We start from the raw sequence: 18571 nt of genomic DNA on the forward strand, positions 1-18571 counted from the left end.
GTTGTCCACAGGCTGTGCACACCCTGCGCACATGCTCGCCCACCGGCGTCCACAGGTTGTCCCGAGGCTCGTCCACCGTGCTTGTTGAGTCGCTGACCTCGGGGTCCGTATGGTTGGCCCTCGACCGCCGGCGCGATGGCCCCCGATCGACCGGTTCGGTCGGGAGAACTGTCGTACCCGGGCGGTAATGCTGGGACGGATCCGACGCAGTGGAGGGGGGACCGGTGTCGGTCACCGACGACATGCGGGCGGAGGCCCGGTCCGGCAACGGCCAGCCACCCGTGCAGCGGGACGGCCAGTTCGACAAGACTCCACCCCAGGACGTCGCTGCCGAGCAGTGCGTCCTCGGCGGCATGTTGCTCTCCAAGGACGCCATCGCCGACGTCGTCGAGATCCTCAAGACCAACGACTTCTACCGGCCGGTGCACGCCACCATCTTCGACACCATCCTCGACATCTACGGCCGGGGTGAGCCGGCAGACCCGATCACCGTGGCCGCCGCCCTGACCGACTCGGGCGACCTGGCCCGCATCGGTGGCGCTCCCTATCTGCACACCCTCATCGCCAGCGTTCCCACCGCCGCCAACGCCTCGTACTACGCCCGCATCGTCAGCGAGCGTGCCGTGCTGCGTCGGCTCGTCGAGGCCGGCACCAAGATCGTGCAGCTGGGCTACGGCACCGCCAGCGGCGGCAGCCGCGACGTCGACGACGTCGTGGACCTCGCCCAGCAGGCCGTCTACGACGTCACCGAACGCCGGGTCAGCGAGGACTTCGCGATCCTGGCCGACATGCTCCAGCCGACGCTGGACGAGATCGAGGCGGTGGGCGCGCAGGGCGGCGTGATGACGGGCGTGCCGACCGGCTTCAGCGACCTGGACCGGCTGCTCAACGGCCTGCACGCGGGGCAGTTGATCATTGTGGCCGGGCGGCCCGGTTTGGGAAAATCTACGGCGAGTATGGACTTTGCCCGAAATGCCGCCATTCGCGCCAACCAGGCCGCTGCCATCTTCTCGCTGGAAATGAGCAAGGTCGAGATCGTCATGCGACTGCTCTCGGCCGAGGCGCGGGTGCCGCTGCACGTGCTGCGCAGCGGGCAGCTCTCCGACGACGACTGGACCAAGCTGGCCCGCTGCATGGGTGAGATCAGCGAAGCGCCGTTGTTCGTCGACGACACGCCCAGCATGAACCTGATGGAGATTCGCGCGAAGGCCCGCCGACTCAAGCAGCGGCACGACCTCAAGATGATCGTGGTCGACTACCTCCAGCTGATGACCTCGCCCAAACGCACCGAAAGCCGCCAGCAGGAGGTCGCCGACCTCTCCCGTGGCCTCAAGCTGCTGGCCAAGGAGGTCGAGTGCCCCGTCATCGCGGTCAGCCAGCTCAACCGTGGCCCGGAGCAGCGCACCGACAAGCGTCCACAGTTGTCCGATTTGCGTGAATCGGGTTCAATTGAGCAGGATGCAGACGTTGTCATCCTGCTGCATCGCGACGATTACTACGACAAGGAGTCACCGCGGGCGGGCGAAGCGGACTTCATCGTTGCCAAGCATCGAAATGGCCCGACCGACACGGTGACGGTCGCAGCCCAACTGCACCTCTCGCGATTCGTGGACATGGCCATCGGATGATCGGCGTCCGCGGGGCGCCGTACGGCTCGCCAATCCGCCGCCGGCCGAATCGCCCGAGGCAACGGCTGGAGACAGGCATCACCCCAGGCTGAGGTCGTGCTTCTCGAGAGCGGCCTGGATGATGTCGAGCGCCTTCGGGCCCATGCCGTGCAGTGCGGCCAGCTCCTTACGGGGCACCCCGGCCAACTCGCGCAGAGTCGTGTAACCGGCGTTGTGCAAGGCGCGGGTGGCCGGCGCACCGATCTTCGGCAGCAGGTCGGTTGAAGAATCCATGTGTCCATGGTGCATTACGTCACCCCAGCAGAGGGAACCAGCCCGCCGCCTCGCCTAACTCCAGCCGGTCCCGGTCGGTGAGCGGCAGCCGGCCGGTCGCCTTCAGCAGGAACTCCTGGTCATCCCACCCGGCAGGGCGTACGGCGTCGTCGCTCAACAGGCCATCCATTGTGGACACCGCCACGCGCACCGCCAGCGGTCCGGGCGGCGGCGCGGCCGGCAGCTCCACCGTGAGGTCCAGGTGGTGCACCACGGCCTCGGTGGTCAGGGTCGCCAGGAGATCGGGTACGCGCAGCACGTGGCCCTGTGTGGTCACGTACCCCTCGGGGTCCGCGAACCCGGCGGCGCGGACCGCCGCCGGGGCGGTCTCCCGCCACAGCCGGACGATGGCCGTCGGCCGGTCGAAGGCGGACGCCGACCGCCGGATCCACCAGGCGTGCCGGGCTGCCTGTTCGTCGCCGCCCGGGAAGCCCCGCCAGTAGGAGACGTCGTCCACGTCTGCCGGACCGTCGACCGGGCTGGCCAGGGCCACCAGTGCCCGCTGGGCGTCGCCGAGCACGTGCAGGAGCAGGTCGGCGACGAGCCAGCCCTGGCATCGGGTGGCCCGTTGCAGGTCAGCGTCGTCGAGGGCGTCGACCACTGCGGTGATGCCGTCGTACGCCTCGGCGAGGGCCTCGTCGTGCCGGGTGGCGGTCATGCGATGCAGCCTCGCACGGACCGCCGGGTCAGCCAATCACTCGCGGCGTTGCCCGGGTCGACGTGGATCGACCCGGGCAGGAAGACTCGGCTGGGCTCAGCCGAACATCTCGTCGAGGAAGCTCTTGCGCTTCTTGTGCCGGTAGTGGCCGTGGTAGCCGTAGTGCTGCTGCTGCTGGTGGCCATAGGCAGGCGCCGGCGGGTAGCCGTGCGCGGGCGGCGGGGGCGGCGGTGGCGGGACGGCGCCGTAACCGGGCTGGTGCTGGGCGGGCGGCGGCGGTGGGGGCGCGTAACCGCCCGGCTGCTGGGCCGGCGCGGTCGGCCCGGCCTGTTGGCGACTCCAGTTGGCCTCTGCCTCGAACAGCTTCTCGAGCTCGCCGCGATCGAGGAAGATGCCCCGGCACTCGCCACACTGGTCGATGACGACGCCGCTGCGCTCGTACTGGCGCATCTCGCCGCGACACTTGGGACAGATGAGGTCACTCATCACCCGACGGTACCCGGTCGACCTAAGCGATTGCTGTGAGCGCCGCGATGACTTCGTCGTCGGAGACCTCGTGGAAGTCGTCGTAGTAGACGCTCACCGAGCCGAACTCCGGCGGGCGTTGGGCGCAGATGACCTGGTCGGCTTCGGCGGCCAGCAGCTCGTACGCCTCCTGGGCGCCGACCGGCACAGCCACCACGACGCGGCGGGCGCCGAGCCGGCGGGCGACCTCGACGGCGGCACGGGCGGTCGCGCCGGTGGCCAGACCGTCGTCGACGATCACGGCGACGCGTCCGGTGAGGTCCAGCGGTGGGCGACCGCCCCGGTAGAGCCGCTCGCGGCGCTCCAACTCGACCTGTTCGCGGTGGCTGACCTCGGCGATGTCGCTGCTGCCGAGGCGGCTGGCGATCGCGTCGTTGAGCACCTGCACGCCACCGGGGCCGAGCGCGCCGAAGGCGACCTCCCGCGCCCAGGGCATGCCGAGCTTGCGGACGACCAGCACGTCGAGGGGGACGCCGAGCCGTTCGGCGACGACCTGGGCCACCGGTACGCCGCCGCGGACCAGGCCGAGGACGACGGCGTCCGGGTCACCGACCAGGGCGGTGAGCCGTTCGGCGAGCACCCGGCCCGCCTCGGCGCGGTCGCGGTAGGTGGTCATGCCCTCAGGTGTACGCCGTGCGACGTCGTTTCGCCCGCCGGTTACGCCGATGTGGCCCGACCGGGCAGGTGCTCGGGCGTCGGGGTGGTGGGTGCGGACTCCGGGCGGTGCACCGCGGGTGCCCAGACGAGCAGCGCCACCGGGTAGAGCAGGTAACCGAACCGGGTGGAGGGCATGAGGGCGATGGCGGCGAGTAGCCCGTACCCGCAGATCGAAGCGACGGTCGCGGCGGTGCCGGGCGGGCGTCGCGCGAGCCGGACGGCGATGGCCGCGCCGGCCGCGACCAGGAGGGTGGCGGCGATCAGCCGGCCTCCCGGCAGGGTGGTGGCGATCAGGTGGCCGGGGAACGGAGACTGCGCCGGGCTGGTGACCAGGCCGTGGCCGAGGGGAAAGCGCAGCACGTTCTCGGTGAGGGCACCGCGGTCGACGAGCAACGCCGGGAGCAGGGCGAGCACGGGTAGCCCGATCGCGCCGGCGGCGACCCGGGCGCCGGCTCGCCGGGTCAGACCCCAGACGATCAGGACCAGGGCGATCGGCCAGGCGAACAGCTTCAGCGCGCCGGCCAGGCCGACCGCGAGACCGGCCCGGCCCGGCCGTCCGGCGGCGGCGAGCGCGAGGGCGAGCAGGCAGAGCGCGAGTACGGGTAGGTCGTCGCCGCCGGTGGCCAGGGTCAGCGCGCAGACGGGCAGGACGGTGGCGGCCTGCACTCCCCGCAGCAGGGCGGCGTCCCGCCGCTGTTTCGCGTCGAGGGTGGCTTGCGCGGCGCGCAGCGCGACCACGGCCAGGGCGAGCGCCAGCGCGGTGCCCAGCGCGAACCACACCCGGGCGTCGGTCCACCAGACGTCGACGAGGGCTCGGGGCAGGCCGAACATCGCCATGCCCGGCTGGTACGGCGTGTATCCGAGCAGTTGCTCACCGGGCGGCAGGGCGGCGATCGCGTCCCGACCGAGGTACGGCGTGGCATGGTCGAGCAGTCGGATGCCGGCCTGCTCGACGACCAGCACTTCCTCCTGGGCCCGGTCGGTGCGTCCGTTGGCCCGTTCGATGCTCTGCCAGAGCACGGGTACCAGTGCGGTGGTCACCCAGGCGAAACCCGTCACCACCCAGCGGGAGGCGAGGCCGGCCAGCCGGGGGCTGCGTCGGCGCAGCACGAGTTGGACGATCACCGCCATCGTCGCGACCAGGTAGCCGACGGCGGCGACGGCACCCCAGGCCCGGTGCGGCAGGAGGGTCGACGTGCTCGCGGTGATCGCCGCGAACAGGGCCGACACGGTGTAGAGACCCAGGTCGAGGACGAGTCCGCCGGCGGCGGTGTCGAGCGTTCGCCAGCGCTGGTGAAGGGCGGTCGGGGCGTCGGCGGTCACGGCCGCCAGTCTGGCAGATCTCGCTGCTCACCCAGCTGGCCGTCCGGCCGCAGCCTGGTCGGTGCGCAGGTGCCCGGTCAGGCCGGGAGGTGGCGGTCCGGGCGGGAGCGACCGGCCTGGCGGCGGGTCTGGTTGAGGCGGATCACCGCGCCGGTGTCGTGCAGCGGCGGCGCCAGCGTCCCGGGTTGGCCCCCCGAGCCGCGCTGCATCGTGGCGAGCAGGGTCCCGGCGGGCATCGGTCGGGCGAACAGGTGGCCCTGACCGGCCGAGCAGCCCAGCTCCCAGAGGGCCCGCCGCTGCGGTTCGCTCTCCACGCCTTCGGCGACCACCGCAAGGTTGAGGCTGCGGCCCAGGTCGAGGGTGGAGCGGATGACGGCCGCGGCCTCGGCCGAACTCTCCATGGTCGTGACGAAGCTGCGGTCGATCTTCAACTCGTGCACGGGTATCCGGGAGAGCAGCGAGAGGGAGGAGTAGCCGGTGCCGAAGTCGTCCAGCGCCAACCGGACGCCCTCGTCGCGCAGCCGGCTGAGGACCCGGTCGACCACGTCGAGTTGGCTGAGCGTCAACGTCTCGGTCAGCTCCAGCACCAGCCGCTCAGGCGGCAGGTCGTGGGCGCGCAGCCGGGCCAGTACCGAGCCGGGGAAGCGCGCGTCGAGCAGGCTGCGCGGCGAGACGTTGACCGCCACCGGCACGTCGAAGCCGGCGTCACGCCAGTCGGCGGCGGCCATCAGTGCCTGGTCGAGGATGGCCTCGGCGAAGGCTGGCAGCATTCCCGAGCGTTCCACCGCCTCCAGGAAGCGCAGCGGGTCGATCAGCCCGTGGGTGGGGTGGTGCCAGCGGGCCAGCGCCTCGGCGCTGGTCACCTCGCCGGTGCCCAGGTCGACGATGGGTTGGAAGTTGACGATGAACTCGTGGTCGGCGACCGCGCGGGGCAGGTCACCGCCGAGGGTGAGGCGGTTCAGGTCGGCGGTGTCCCGGGTCGGCGCGTACGTGGAGATCCGCTGCCCGGCCCGCTTCGCCTGGTACATCGCCACGTCCGCGCGGCGCAGCAGCTCGGCCATGCCACCGCTGGCCGGGGCCACGGAGATCCCGCCGCTGGCCTCGACGCTGATCCGCATCCCGTCCAGCTCGAACGGCTCGTGCAGGGCAGCCAGCAGCGTGTCGGCCCGGTGCGCGGCCACCGCCGGCGCCGGCAGCCCGCGTAGGAGTACGGCGAACTCGTCGCCGCCGAGGCGGGCCACCAGGTCGCTCGCCTGGGCGGCACCGCGCAGCCGGTCGGCGACCTGGACCAGCACCTGGTCGCCGGCAGCGTGGCCGAGGGTGTCGTTGACCTCCTTGAAGTGGTTGAGGTCGATCAGCACGAGAGCGGTCACCCCGTCGGCGTGCCGGGCACTGAGCTGCTCGGTGCCCTGATCGAGCAACTGCCGCCGGTTCGCGAGGCCGGTGAGGGCGTCGTGCGCGGCGGCGTACGCGTGCTCGTCGGCCACCCGGGCCAGCTCGGCGTACGCCTGTGCGTTACGGACCGCCGTGCAGAGCGCCGAGGCGAAGGTCCGCAGCGTGTACTGCTCCCGCTCGGACAGCCGCACCGGCCCACGGAAGCGTAGGCGCAGGACGCCGATGTCGACGGAGCGGTCGTGGCCCTCCAGCGGAGTGGGCACGACGGTGCCGTCCACCTCGGTGGCTGTGTCGGTCGGCCCGTCGAAGGTGATGCCACCGGTGGCGCCCCGGACGGTGCGACCACCGTCGCGGAGCTCGATCTCGACCTCGTCGGCGGAGAACAGTTCGGCGGCCTGGGTGACGGCCGTGGTGAGGACGTTGTCCAGGTCGACCACGTTGAGCGCGTCGGTGGTGCGGGCGAGTCGCTGCCACGCCTGCTGTTCGGTGCGACCCCGGATACGTGCGGAGTAGGCGAGGTGCAGGCTCAACATCAGTGGCGGGACAGCGAGCAGCAGTCGGGGATCTTCCCGGAGGATGAGGAGCGTGCAGAAGGCGACGATGAAGCGCACGCCGAAGCCGGCGATGCGGAGGTCAAGGTTGTTCAGGAACTGCCGCGAAATGGGCGTGCTGGTAGCCAGCGCGATCACCGGGATCGCCAGCAGATCGTCGAGCAGCGCCGCTACCAGGTAGATCACACCGAGCAGGGAGGCCAGTTCGACCACGCCGGCGGACGGCCACTGCCAGTGGACGGCCACGGTGGCGACGCCCGCCCCACCGGCCACCAGGATGTTCTTGCTGACTGCGAAAGCTGCCTTGATCGTTGGCAGCTTCATGATTACCGACCCCACACCGACGCCGGCGCCCGTTGCCAGGACCACCCAGGAGGGTGGTGCGACGGCGAGCCCTATCACGATCGCCGTCTCGACCCAGGTGATGGCGTGGGTGGTGGAGCGGATACGGATAGGCGCCATGACGATTGTGCCGAGCGCAGTCATGAAGGTCAGCGCCACGAACGTCGCGCCGTCGCCCACGGAGTCGGGCGGACGGGTCGACACGTCGGCCCCGGCGACGACTGTGGGGACGATTGCCATGACGACGATGAGACCGACGAGCAGCAGAAGCTGCCGATCTGTCCTGGGACTCTGCGGTGACCCCTGGCCCATGAAGCTCCCGTCGTCGCCGACAGTTACCTGTTGACGACGGGAGCTTACCGCTCAGTGTCACCCGGATGTCAGTACCAGTCGCTGCCGCGCATTGCATGCCCCCTCCACTCGTCCGGCCGTTTCCGTATTCCGGAACCGTTCTCGTGACGGGGAGCCTAAGAGGAGCTACGCGGTTTTAGTAGCAATAAATGTCGGTATACGCAACATTAGCCAAGCTGGCGAGCTTTGTGACGGTCTGTCCATGCCGCCTGAGCGGAGCGCGGTCGTACTGCACTGGCGGTTCGCAGCTTGCGCCCTGCTGAGAGGCTATCGGCGTTGCCACCTCCTCCCTAGTCTGGCGACGGTGTGCGGACGGCCTATCCGTCAGTTCGGGTTCCGGCTCAATCCGGTCGGGCAGAATCTGGTCTTTCTTGCCTGGTCGGTGTGGGTTTGGGGGGTCTGGTCGAGGGGCTGTTCCGAATTGTGGACGCCGATAGCCTTTCCCAGTGTGATCAGCTAAACACCGATGGATGTGAATTCGGGGGAACGGTTGAAGATCAACCTGCTCGGTGACGTGGAGGTGCTGCTTGCTGACCACAAGTTGCACCTGGGCACACCGAAACAACGGGTAGTCTTCGCGATGCTCGCTGTTCAACCGGGCCAGTTGGTGACGCTGACCGATCTCATAGACGAGCTGTGGGTGGAGCGCCCTCCGCGATCCGCCGTAGCGAATGTGCGGACCTACGCGGCAAATCTTCGCCGGGAGTTCGAGACGTTGGCGCTCGCGGACGCGACTCTCGTACGGCAGGGGAACGGCTATCGACTCACCGTGCGACCGGATGTGATCGATGTCTTCCGCTTCCAGAAGGAGCTCTACGCGGGCCGGAACGCTCTGGGCGCCGGCGACCTGGCGCGGGCGTCAGAACTACTGGGCCGTGCGTTGGCCCGGTGGCAGGGCTCCATGCTCGCCGGCCTACCGCTCGGCCCCGTCCTGACGGCTCGAACCGTAGCGGTCGAGGAGGAACGGCTACTGGCGGTGGAACTCCTCGCCGAGGTGCACCTGCGGTCCGGGCGGGACGATCTCGCGATTCCGTCGTTGCGGGAGGTGGCTGCTCGCCATCCGCTCCGGGAACCGACGTACCTCCTGCTCATGCGGGCCCTGCACGAACGCGGTGACAGCGCCGAGGCGCTTGTCGTGTACGACGAGATTCGTCGGCAACTGGTCACGGAGTTGGGCGTGAGCCCGGGAAACAACCTCGAAGAACTCCGCAGCCTGATCGTCGCCGAGACGCCGAAGTTGGCATCAGTCGTCGTCGCCGACCGCGAAGCCCGGTTGGGACGGCTGGTGACGTCCGCCCCGGGGCCGGCGGGACACCCGACGGCCCCGCCAAGACCCGTGGTCGCCACGGTGGATCATCTGCCCCGTTCGGTCACCGACTTCGTCGGTCGCGAGGCCGCGGTGGCACGATTACTGGCGGAGACGCGGCGTGTCGAGGACCGCGTCCCGGCCGTGCACCTCATCGACGGGATGGCCGGCAGCGGCAAGACGACCCTCGCCGTGCACCTGGCCCGTCGACTGAGCGACCGGTACCCGAACGCCCGCTTGTACGTCGACCTGCGCGGGCATGGCGAGAAGGAACTGGTGGGACCGGCGTCGGCCCTGGTCGTCCTGCTTCGCCAGCTCGGAGTGCCGTCCGAGCGGATACCGGTTGACCTGGACGACAGGACGGAACTCTGGCGACGCGAGCTGGCCCTCCGCAGGTCGGTGATCATTTTGGACAATGCCGCCAGCAGCGACCAGATCCTTCCCCTCCTGCCGATCGAGCCGACCGCCGTCGTCCTGGTCACGTCACGACGACGTCTCACCCATCCTGATCTCGGAACGTCTCAGTCCCTGCCGGTCATGTCGCCCGAAGAGGGCGTCGACCTGTTGGCGCTGAGCGTGGGGCGGGAACGGATCGACGCCGAGCCGGCAGCGGCCGTCGAGGTGGTCCGGCGGTGCGGCCACCTTCCGCTGGCGATTCGCCTGGCGGGAGCCCGACTGGCTCACCGGCCCGGTTGGCGGTTGGCGGATCTTGCGGCACAGATGGCCACCGCCACGTCGGTTCTTCCTCATCTGGGCGGAGAGAACACCACCGTCACCGGTGCGTTCGCCACCTCGTACGAACCTCTTCCCGAGTCGACGAAGCGGGTCTTTCGATTTCTGGGCCTGTATCCCGGTAATCGCTTCAGCTCAACGACGGTCGCGGCGCTTACCGGACTGACGGTGGCACAAGCTCATGCCGCTCTCGACGACCTCACGGACCGACACCTCGCCCAGGACCTGAAGTCGGGGCAGTACGGCTTACACGACCTGATGCGTCAGTACTCGGTCGAGCTGTGCATTCGCCTCGATTCCCCGCAGGACCGCAGGTCGGCCATGGCCCAACTGTTCGGCTTCGCCCTGGAGGCGGCACTGCGGATCGCCGAGACCATCGAGCCGGTCGTCATCAAAAGCCAGGTAGAACATCTTGCCTTCGACCGACCCGAACTGCTCGAGACCCTCGGCGAGCCGAGTGCCGAGTGGTTGGAGGCGGAACGGGCGGAGTTGGTGACGATGGTGGTGTCAGCCCATGAGTCGGGCTTTCATCAACACGCTTGGCGACTGGCCCGCGCCCTGTGGCGATTCTGCTACATCCGCGGGTACTTCGAGGACATCGTCACGACGCACCAGCATGGGCTGGCTGCGGCCGAGGCGACGGGCGACACCGAGCCGACGGCGCTGATGCACAATTACCTTGCATCCGCTTACGTCAAGACCGGCGACAATCGGAGGGCGCTCGAACATCTGACCCGCGCGGTCGAGCTTTCCAAGGAATCGCGGGACAGGCTGGGTACGGCTCGCTACCAGGCCAATCTTGCCCCCGTCTATTACTGGAGCGGTCATCTCAGCGAAGCTGTGGCGCTCGGTAAGGAACGTCTGCGTGACTACCGGGACTACGGCAATGTCGGGGCACCGATGGCGTTAGCGAATGTCGGTCTCGCCCTGATGTCACTGGGTCGTTACGAAGAGGCGCTGTGGATGCATCGCCGTCATCTGGCCTGGGCCCGGACGACTTCGAGCGAGTTCCACGTGCTCAACGCCCTCAGCCATATCGGGGCGGTACGCGCGCGTAAGGGGGACCTCCCCCAGGCGATCAGGATCCTCAGGGCTTCGCTGGCGCTTCGCGACCGTACCGGCCACCGCTACGGAGAAGCGGAGGTACGCCTGGACCTCGGTGTCGCCTATCGCGGTCTGGGTCGTTTGGCGGAGGCGCAACACGAGCACGAGTTGGCCCGCAGCCTGGCGGTCGGTTCGAGCGAACGGCACGTCGAGGCGGCGGCGTTGAACGAGCTGGGCAGCACGTTGCGGGCACGTGGGCGGGACCGCGAGGCAGCCGAGACGCACCGTGAGGCGCTGCGGTTGGCGACCCGGATCGCCCACCCGCACGAGCAGGGACGGGCGCTGGCTGGGCTGGGCGAACACTTCGCCAGCATCGATCCGGCCGAGGCTCGGCGGCACTGGGAACGGGCGCTCGCCATCTTCCGCCGGATGGGTGTGCCGGAACGCCTCGACGTGGAGCGTCGCCTCGCCGGGCTGGACGACGAGACAGGTCGCTGACCTGCCCACACGTCGCTTATCGATTTCTTATCGCCGGGCTCGGTAGCTTCTCCCACGTATCGACGAACGGGGGAGGTTCTGCCCCTGGGCAGAACCAGGTCGTCGAGACACGCCCGTCACCGGGTCACCCCCCAGCGACTCCGGTGACGGGTCGGGCCAGGAAGGGGTGACGATCCAGTGGAGGCGCCGTCGCACCCGGCGAGCCGCTGTGCCGTCACCCCTTCCGAGCGTCCGAGCGTCGTACCGCCCCGATAGGCTCAGCGCCGTGACCGAACCCGCGCAGCTCAGCCACGTCGACCGTGCCGGCGCGGCCCGCATGGTCGATGTCTCCGGCAAGGCGGTGACCGGGCGGCTGGCCGTCGCGGCGGGCCGTCTGCGCACCACCGAAGAGGTCGTCGACCTGCTACACCGGGACGGGTTGCCCAAGGGCGACGCGCTGGCGGTGGGCCGGCTCGCCGGAATCATGGGGGCCAAACGCACCCCGGAGCTGATCCCGCTCTGCCACCCGATCGCCCTGCACGGCGTCACCGTCGACCTGCGGCTGACGACCGACACCGTGGAGATCACCGCCACCGCCCGCACGGCGGATCGGACGGGAGTCGAGATGGAGGCGCTCACCGCCGTCGCGGTCGCCGGCCTCGCGCTTGTCGACATGGTCAAGGCGGTCGACCCGGCGGCCTCGGTGGAGGCGGTCCGGGTGCTGCGCAAGGAGGGCGGCAAGACCGGCGAGTGGGTGCGGCCGGAGGACCGGCCGTGATCCGGGCCCGGGTGATCGTGGCGTCCAACCGGGCGGCGGCCGGCGTCTACGCCGACACCAGCGGTCCGCTGCTCGTCGCGGGCCTGCGTGAGTTGGGCTGTCAGGTGGACGATCCGGTGGTGGTGCCCGACGGTGAGCCCGTCGGCGACGCCCTGCGGGAGGCCGTCAGCGACGGTGTCGACGTGGTGTTGACCAGCGGTGGCACCGGCGTCACGCCGTCCGACCGGACGCCGGACGTGACCCGGGCCCTGCTGGACTACGAGATCCCCGGCATCGCCGAGGCGATCCGGTCGCACAGTCGGGAGCGAGTGCCCACCTCGGTGCTGTCCCGAGGGCTGGCCGGGGTGGCCGGCCGGATGCTGGTGGTCAACCTGCCCGGTTCGACGGGCGGCGCCCGCGACGGCCTCGCCGTGCTGGGGCCGATCCTCGGCCACACCGTCGACCAACTGCGCGGCGGCGACCACTGACCGCACGCGCGGAACCTGCCCAGCCAGCCGCGCCGCAGCGATCACCGAACGGCCCGCAACCCGTCTCGCGTCGTCAGAGCGCGCCGGCTGTCCGTCCGTGCCGATAGGCTCGGTCGGTGCGAACGGAAACCACACCAACGGTGGCCCAGGTCGCCGCGCCCCCGCCGGCCGGGTGGGAGGAGGCGCGGTCCCGGGTGTACGCGGTAGGCCTGGCCGCCGCGCTGCCCGCCGTCGCCCGGCCGCTGGTCGACACCGACGGACTGACCCTGGCCGAGCCCCTGACCACCCGCACCGACCTACCCGCGTTTCCGACCTCCAGCGTGGACGGCTGGGCCGTCCGGGGCGACGGGCCGTGGCGGATCGTCGGCCGGGTACTGGCCGGCAACACTCCCGGGCCGCTCACCGACGACGGCACCACCGTCGAGATCGCGACCGGAGCGATGGTCCCGGAGGGCGCCAGCGCCGTGCTGCGCGTCGAGGAGTCAACCGTCGCCGACGGTCTGGTCAGCGGAACGCCCCGGCGCACGCCGGAGTGGCGGCAGCCGGGCGAGGAGGCGTACGCCGATGAGGAGCTCCTGCCCGTCGGCACGCCGGTCGACCCGGCGGTGATCGGCCTGGCCGCCTCCTGCGGCCACGACACGCTGCGGGTCCGGCGCGCGCCGCGCGCCGCGCTGCTGGTCTTCGGCGACGAGTTGCTGACGGCGGGTCCGCCCGCGGCGGGTCGGGTGCGGGACGCGCTGGGCCCAGCGGTGCCGGCGTGGCTGCGGCGGTACGGGTGCCACGTCCGCCCCTCGGACGTGGTGGGGCCGGTGGCGGACACGCTGCCCGCGCACGTGGCGGCGCTGCGTACGGCGCTGACCACCGCCGACCTGGTCTGCACCACCGGCGGCACGATGCACGGTCCGGTGGACCATCTGCACCCCACCCTGGAGGCGCTGGGCGCCGACTACGTGGTCAACACGGTGGCGGTCCGGCCGGGCTTCCCGATGTTGTTGGCCCGGCTGGCCGATCCGGACGGGCGGGTCCGGTTCGTCGCCGGCCTGCCGGGCAATCCGCAGTCCGCCATCGTCGCGCTGGTGTCACTGGTCGCGCCGCTGCTCGCCGGCCTCGCGGGTCGCTCGATGCCGGTGTTGCCGCACGCCACGTTGGCCGAGGCGGTGCCCGGGCGCGGTGACCACACCCACCTGGCGCTGGTTCGGCTGGACCGGACCGCCGGCACGGCGTACCCGGTGCGGCACGTCGGTTCGGCGATGCTGCGCGGCCTCGCGGGCGCCGACGGGTTCGCTGTCATCCGACCGGGCACCAGCGGTGCGCAGGGTGACCGGGTGCCGATCGTGCCGCTGCCGTTGCTGCCCGGGGAGCGGGCGTCGTGACCGCGCCGGCGATCACCGTCGTCGAGGTCACCGACCGGCCCCTGGACCTCGCCGCCCACGAGGCGGCGGTCGCCGACCGTCGGGCCGGCGCGGTCGTCTCCTTCCAGGGCGTCGTCCGCGACCACGACCACGGGCGTGCGGTGGTGAGCCTGGACTACGAGGGACACCCGAGCGCCGCGCAGGTGTTGCGCGAGGTCGCCGCCGAGATCGCGGCCGACCCCGACGTCTACGCGGTGGCGGTCTCGCACCGGGTCGGCCCGTTGGCCATCGGTGACGTGGCGCTGGTCGCCGCGGTGAGCACGGCGCACCGCGCCGCCGCCTTCACCGCGTGTGCCCGACTGGTCGACGAGGCCAAGGCCCGCTTGCCCATCTGGAAGCGGCAGGTCTTCGCCGACGGCACCGAGGAGTGGGTCAACTGCCCCTGACCGGGCCACAGCCCTAGGCCGGCCAGTTCTTCTGAAACAGACCCTAGCGGCGGCCGTTCACCACCACTGCTCGGGCGAGTCGTTCCCCGTAGAAGGCCGGCTCAGCGCCGGGCCGCCAGGGCAGGGCCGCGACCAGCACGATCAGGGCGAGAGCCAGCGAGTTCTCCATCAGCGCCCCGAACAGGCCGTCCTGGTAGTGCGACACCTCCGGCAACTGGTGCTCGTACGGCCAGATGGGGGAGATGAGGAACAGCAGGTAGAGCCCGACAGCGGCGACGCCGTGCCGGAGCCCGGTCAGCGTGGGATACCAGATCGGCGGGCGAAGGGCGTTCAGGCCGCTCAGGCCACCGAACGCCGGCCCTTGACCGGTGCGCTGCGGGAGACCCCGGCTGGCCTCGCGGCGGCGTACGGCGGCGTCGGCCAGCACGATGATCGCCGGGATCACCCAGACGAGGTGGTGCGTCCAGGAGATCGGGCTGATCACGTTGGCGGTCAGTCCGACAAGCGTGAACGCGGTCAGCTCGTCGCCCTCGGCGCGTGAACTGGCCGCCCGGGACAGGCCCAGCGCCAGGATCAGCACCGAGAAGGCGAGCCAGAGCAGGCCGGGTGTCTCGATCGAGTCGTACAGGCGGGCCAGCAGGCCGGCGAGCGACTGGTTCGGCGTCATGTCGGCCGCGCCGACGCGCTCGGTCTGCCAGAGCACGCTGCCGAAGTAGGTACGTGATTCGTCGCCGACGATCGCGAAGGTACCGATGGTCACGCCGATCGCCGTGCCGATCGCGGTGGCCGCCACCCGCCACTGCCGAGTGATCAGCAGATAGGCGATGAACAGCGCCGGGGTGAGCTTGACGGCGGTGGCCAGGCCGATGCCGGCGCCCGCCCAGGCGCCACCGTAGACGAAGCGCAGCAGCGGACCGTCGGTCGCGGCGTAGTGGGTGCCCCGGCGGGAGCGCCACCGCAGCCCGATGAGGTCCGCCATGATCAGGGCGAAGAGCAGGAGGTTGACCTGGCCGTAGCCCAGGGTCTCGCGGCTGGGCTCGATGGCGACGGCCAGCGGGACGGCCAGGGCCACGGTGAACCACAGTGGCCACGCCAACCGGTCCACGATGGGGCGCAGCAGCCCGGCCAGCACCAGGGCCAGCGCGGCGATGCTGGCGAGCGCGTTGACCATCCCGGCCGCGCCGATCGGCAACTGTGCCATCGGCAACATGACGAGTCCGGCGAACGGCGGGTAGGTGAAACCGAGCGTGGTGCCGGGCGCGATGAACTCGTAGAGCTCGTGACCGCTCGCCCACCACACCACCGCGCCATGGTAGATCTTCATATCGAAGAAGTTGTACGGCCGCCCGAACTCGCCGATGGCGAGCCACGCGGCGTAGGCGACGGCGACCACGACGGCGCCCCGCACGACATTCCTGCGATCGATCCCCCGGGTCATGCGCTGAACTGGGGCGAGGCGGTCCGCCCGTCTACCGACAGTCGTCGGCATGGCGTGGCCACCCCCGTACCAAGGTCGTCCTACCCGTCCAGGTCCTGCACGGAGCCTAGAACGGCGCCTCACGTCAATGCCTCCCGCGTTATGCGACCGTGTCCGATCCCACACATGTTTTTGACATTTCCACCGCGTTAACGCCTACCGGGTGGTTCAGGTAATTCGCGGCCTTAGCGGGGGGTGGGGTGACAACGAGAGGCATCGAGGCAGGTCAGCCTGGGAGTCGACGCGCGGTGGCCGCCGACCGGACGGCGATCCGCGCCTCGCGGCGGGCGGTGCGCACCGCCCGCTGCATGGAACGTCGAGAGTGGCCGATGCGGTGACCCGTACGCCAGCGCACGCCGGGCTTGCCCTCGGTGTCGACGGCCGCGAGGAGGAGACCGCCGAGGAGCCCGAGGTTCTTGAGGGTGTGGATCTGGTTGTTGTTCTTGGCGATCGGGTCGTCGTTCTTCCAGAACGGATGCCCGGCGATGGTCACGGGCACCAGGGTGCCGGCGAGGACCAGCGCGGCGGGTCGGCTGAACCGCCCGGTGGCCAACATCAGCCCCGCCCCGACCTGCGTCGCCGCGTTGAGCCGGATCAACGACTCGGTGTCGGTGGGGAACTTCGGGTGCGCCTTCTGCAGCAACGGCGCGACCTTGTCGGTCACCGGCTTGGCGGTCTCCGCCAGTCGGTGCGGGTTGCGGAGGTTGCGGTATCCCTGGATCACGAAGATGCCGCTCAGCATGGCGCGGGCGAGGGAGCGTACGGGCGTCATGGATCAGTCATACCCCCTCGCGGCGTTTGCTACCCGGTCAACCGGCGGATCCGGATCGATCCGCGGCCGCGCGCGCCACGCCGAATCGAGCGACCATCGCTGATGGACGGGGCGTGACGGGTAAGGTCGCGCGGGTGACGACGCTGCGGCTCCGCCCCGAGGACCCGGCCGACGCCGGCCCGGTGCGACGGGTGCTGGCCTCGGCGTTCGCCCGCCCGGACGTGCAGACGCCGCCGGAGGTGGGACTGGTCGACGACCTGCGCGGCACCGACGCCTGGCTGCCCGAACTGGCCATGGTCGCCGAGTACGGCGGGGAAATCGTCGGATACGCGCTGCTCACCCGGGTCCGGGTACGGCCCGAACGCGGTGCCGTGGTGCCGGCCCTGGCACTCGGACCGGTGGCCGTGGCGCCGCACCGACAGCGGGTCGGACACGGCAGCGCGGTGGTGCAGGCCGCCCTGGACGCCGCCACCGAACTGGGTGAGCGGGTGGTCGTGGTGCTCGGTGACCCGGCCTTCTACCGGCGCTTCGGCTTCGGGCCGGCCACGGAGCTGGGTCTCAGCAGCCCGTGGGCCGGTCTGGGTGAACCCTGGCAGGCGCTGGTGCTGCCGCCGTCCACCAGCGAGGAGGGCCCGCCGCCGCGCGGCGAGGTCGTCTTCCCCGCGCCCTGGTCCCAGGTCTGACTCGCCGGCCCGCCACCGCGCCCGTCGGGCCGACCGGTCGCGGGGTCAGGCCGGCTGGGTGCGCAGGTAGCGGCCGAAGTGTGGAACGGTGAAGGCCACCGTGCCCCGCTCGCCGGAGTAGATGAGCCCCTTCTTGATCAGCGCGTCCCGGGCCGGGGAGAGGCTGGCCGGCTTGCGGCCGAGGGCGCGGGCGATCTCGGCGGTGGGCACGGCGGCGTCCATGTCGTCGCGTACCGTCCCGCTGGCTTCGCCCTCCACCAGGGACAGCGTGGCCATCGCCCGCATGTACTCACGCTCGGCCGGGGTGGCCCGCTCGAACCGGGAGCCGAAGAACCCGACCGCCAGTTCGGCCTCGGCTTCGGGCGCGGCGACCCGGACGTCCGCCGCGGTGATCGGCGACCGCGGCGCGTGGTCCCAGGTCGCCTTTCCGTACGCCTGGACGAAGTACGGGTAGCCGCCGGACTTCTCGTAGAGCAGGTCGAGCGCCTTCTGCTCGTACTCCACCTCCTCGCGCTCGGCCGGCGCGCAGAGCGCCTGGTCGGCGGCGATCCGGTCGAGCCGGTCGATGCGCTGGTAGCGGAAGAGCCGCTCGGAGTACGACTTGGCGGCGCTGAGCACGGCCGGTAGGTGGGGCAGCCCGGCGCCGACGACGATCAGTGGGGCGCCGATCTGGGACAGCTCGTGGCAGGCGGCGCAGAGCGCCGAGACGTCCTCCGGCCCGACGTCCTGCATCTCGTCGATGAAGAGCGCGATGCCGGTGCCGACGTCGCTGGCCACGTCGGCGGCGTCGCTGAACAGCTCGACCAGGTCGATCTCGATGTCGCCGGAGTCGGCCCGGCCACTGGCGGCGGGTACGTCGATGCCGGGTTGCCACCGGTCGCGCAGCTTGGGCGTGGCCCCGCGGCCTGTCGGCGTGGACCGCTGGGCGAACGCCTTGAGCACCCCGAGGAAGGCGTCGATCCGGTCTGGGGCGCGGTGGCGTGGGGCGAGTTCGCGGACCGCCATGTGCAGCGCGGCGGCGACGGGGCGGCGCAGTGACTGGTCCGGACGAGCCTCGATCTTGCCGGTGCCCCACAGCCGGTTGATCGCCTGTGACCGCAGGGTGTTGAGCAGGACGGTCTTGCCGACGCCGCGCAGCCCGGTGAGCATGAGGCTGCGCTCGGGCCGGCCGCGGGCGATGCGTTCCAGCACGATGTCGAACACGTCCAGCTCGCGCCCCCGTCCGGCGAGTTCGGGTGGGCGCTGACCGGCACCGGGGGCGTACGGGTTGCGGACCGGATCCACGCATCGCAGAA

16 protein-coding genes are annotated in these 18571 nt (G+C 70.9%); 7 read left to right on the forward strand and 9 right to left on the reverse strand.

The annotated features are described in order from the left end of the window. The first annotated feature begins 224 nt into the window (after window positions 1-224). Window positions 225-1628 (forward strand): replicative DNA helicase, encoded by a 1404-nt coding sequence (dnaB, locus tag AB0B55_RS12895; protein ID WP_357131374.1) that lies wholly within the window; start codon window positions 225-227, stop codon window positions 1626-1628. A gap of 78 nt (window positions 1629-1706) precedes the next feature. Here dnaB and AB0B55_RS12900 read toward each other — a convergent pair whose 3' ends face one another. From AB0B55_RS12900 to AB0B55_RS12925, 6 genes are all read right to left on the reverse strand, one after another. Then, the gene (locus tag AB0B55_RS12900) at window positions 1707-1901 is read right to left on the reverse strand and encodes a helix-hairpin-helix domain-containing protein (RefSeq protein WP_357131378.1); all 195 of its coding nucleotides are present in this window, start codon (window positions 1899-1901) and stop codon (window positions 1707-1709) included. Between the two features lie 19 nt (window positions 1902-1920). Next, the gene (locus AB0B55_RS12905; protein ID WP_357131381.1) at window positions 1921-2598 is read right to left on the reverse strand and encodes a maleylpyruvate isomerase N-terminal domain-containing protein; all 678 of its coding nucleotides are present in this window, start codon (window positions 2596-2598) and stop codon (window positions 1921-1923) included. A 96-nt stretch (window positions 2599-2694) separates the two neighbouring features. After that, a complete protein-coding gene (locus tag AB0B55_RS12910; RefSeq protein WP_357131384.1) occupies window positions 2695-3084 on the reverse strand; it encodes a zf-TFIIB domain-containing protein in 390 nt (129 codons plus the stop codon). A 22-nt stretch (window positions 3085-3106) separates the two neighbouring features. After that, the gene (locus tag AB0B55_RS12915; RefSeq protein WP_357131387.1) at window positions 3107-3739 is read right to left on the reverse strand and encodes a phosphoribosyltransferase family protein; all 633 of its coding nucleotides are present in this window, start codon (window positions 3737-3739) and stop codon (window positions 3107-3109) included. A 41-nt stretch (window positions 3740-3780) separates the two neighbouring features. After that, a complete protein-coding gene (locus AB0B55_RS12920; RefSeq protein WP_357171767.1) occupies window positions 3781-5103 on the reverse strand; it encodes a glycosyltransferase 87 family protein in 1323 nt (440 codons plus the stop codon). Window positions 5104-5180: 77 nt separating this feature from the next. Continuing rightward, window positions 5181-7703 carry an EAL domain-containing protein gene (locus AB0B55_RS12925; RefSeq protein ID WP_357131393.1) on the reverse strand — a complete coding sequence of 841 codons (2523 nt, stop codon included), beginning with the start codon at window positions 7701-7703 and terminating at the stop codon, window positions 5181-5183. 529 nt (window positions 7704-8232) lie between these two features. On the opposite strand from AB0B55_RS12925, the gene AB0B55_RS12930 reads away from it, so the two are divergent. The 5 genes from AB0B55_RS12930 to AB0B55_RS12950 all read left to right on the forward strand — a co-directional run bounded on the left by AB0B55_RS12930 (window position 8233) and on the right by AB0B55_RS12950 (window position 14344). Continuing rightward, window positions 8233-11322, forward strand: a complete 3090-nt coding sequence (locus AB0B55_RS12930) for a BTAD domain-containing putative transcriptional regulator (protein ID WP_357171768.1) — start codon at window positions 8233-8235, stop codon at window positions 11320-11322. 265 nt (window positions 11323-11587) lie between these two features. Continuing rightward, a complete protein-coding gene (gene moaC / locus AB0B55_RS12935; protein WP_357131396.1) occupies window positions 11588-12079 on the forward strand; it encodes a cyclic pyranopterin monophosphate synthase MoaC in 492 nt (163 codons plus the stop codon). Next, on the forward strand, window positions 12076-12546 hold the full coding sequence (locus AB0B55_RS12940; protein ID WP_357171769.1) for a MogA/MoaB family molybdenum cofactor biosynthesis protein: 471 nt from the start codon (window positions 12076-12078) through the stop codon (window positions 12544-12546). The genes moaC and AB0B55_RS12940 overlap by 4 nt, the downstream gene beginning before the upstream one ends. A 140-nt stretch (window positions 12547-12686) precedes the next feature. Then, window positions 12687-13919 carry a molybdopterin molybdotransferase MoeA gene (locus AB0B55_RS12945; RefSeq protein WP_357131803.1) on the forward strand — a complete coding sequence of 411 codons (1233 nt, stop codon included), beginning with the start codon at window positions 12687-12689 and terminating at the stop codon, window positions 13917-13919. Continuing rightward, on the forward strand, window positions 13916-14344 hold the full coding sequence (locus tag AB0B55_RS12950) for a molybdenum cofactor biosynthesis protein MoaE (RefSeq protein WP_355048616.1): 429 nt from the start codon (window positions 13916-13918) through the stop codon (window positions 14342-14344). The genes AB0B55_RS12945 and AB0B55_RS12950 overlap by 4 nt, the downstream gene beginning before the upstream one ends. A 43-nt stretch (window positions 14345-14387) precedes the next feature. Here the strand turns inward: AB0B55_RS12950 and AB0B55_RS12955 are convergent, their stop codons facing one another. Together AB0B55_RS12955 and AB0B55_RS12960 are read right to left on the reverse strand one after the other, a co-directional pair. Further along, the gene (locus tag AB0B55_RS12955; RefSeq protein WP_357131404.1) at window positions 14388-15833 is read right to left on the reverse strand and encodes a glycosyltransferase 87 family protein; all 1446 of its coding nucleotides are present in this window, start codon (window positions 15831-15833) and stop codon (window positions 14388-14390) included. 214 nt (window positions 15834-16047) lie between these two features. Further along, window positions 16048-16593, reverse strand: coding sequence for a DoxX family protein (locus AB0B55_RS12960; RefSeq protein WP_357131407.1), 546 nt, complete (start codon window positions 16591-16593; stop codon window positions 16048-16050). A gap of 134 nt (window positions 16594-16727) precedes the next feature. On the opposite strand from AB0B55_RS12960, the gene AB0B55_RS12965 reads away from it, so the two are divergent. Beyond that, window positions 16728-17276, forward strand: a complete 549-nt coding sequence (locus AB0B55_RS12965; RefSeq protein ID WP_357171830.1) for an N-acetyltransferase — start codon at window positions 16728-16730, stop codon at window positions 17274-17276. A gap of 45 nt (window positions 17277-17321) precedes the next feature. Here the strand turns inward: AB0B55_RS12965 and AB0B55_RS12970 are convergent, their stop codons facing one another. Beyond that, complete coding sequence (locus tag AB0B55_RS12970) at window positions 17322-18560, reverse strand: ATP-binding protein (protein ID WP_357131410.1); 1239 nt, start codon at window positions 18558-18560, stop codon at window positions 17322-17324. Window positions 18561-18571 lie beyond the last annotated feature (11 nt).

The organism is Micromonospora sp. NPDC049107 (assembly GCF_040648595.1).
GTDB lineage: Bacteria > Actinomycetota > Actinomycetes > Mycobacteriales > Micromonosporaceae > Micromonospora.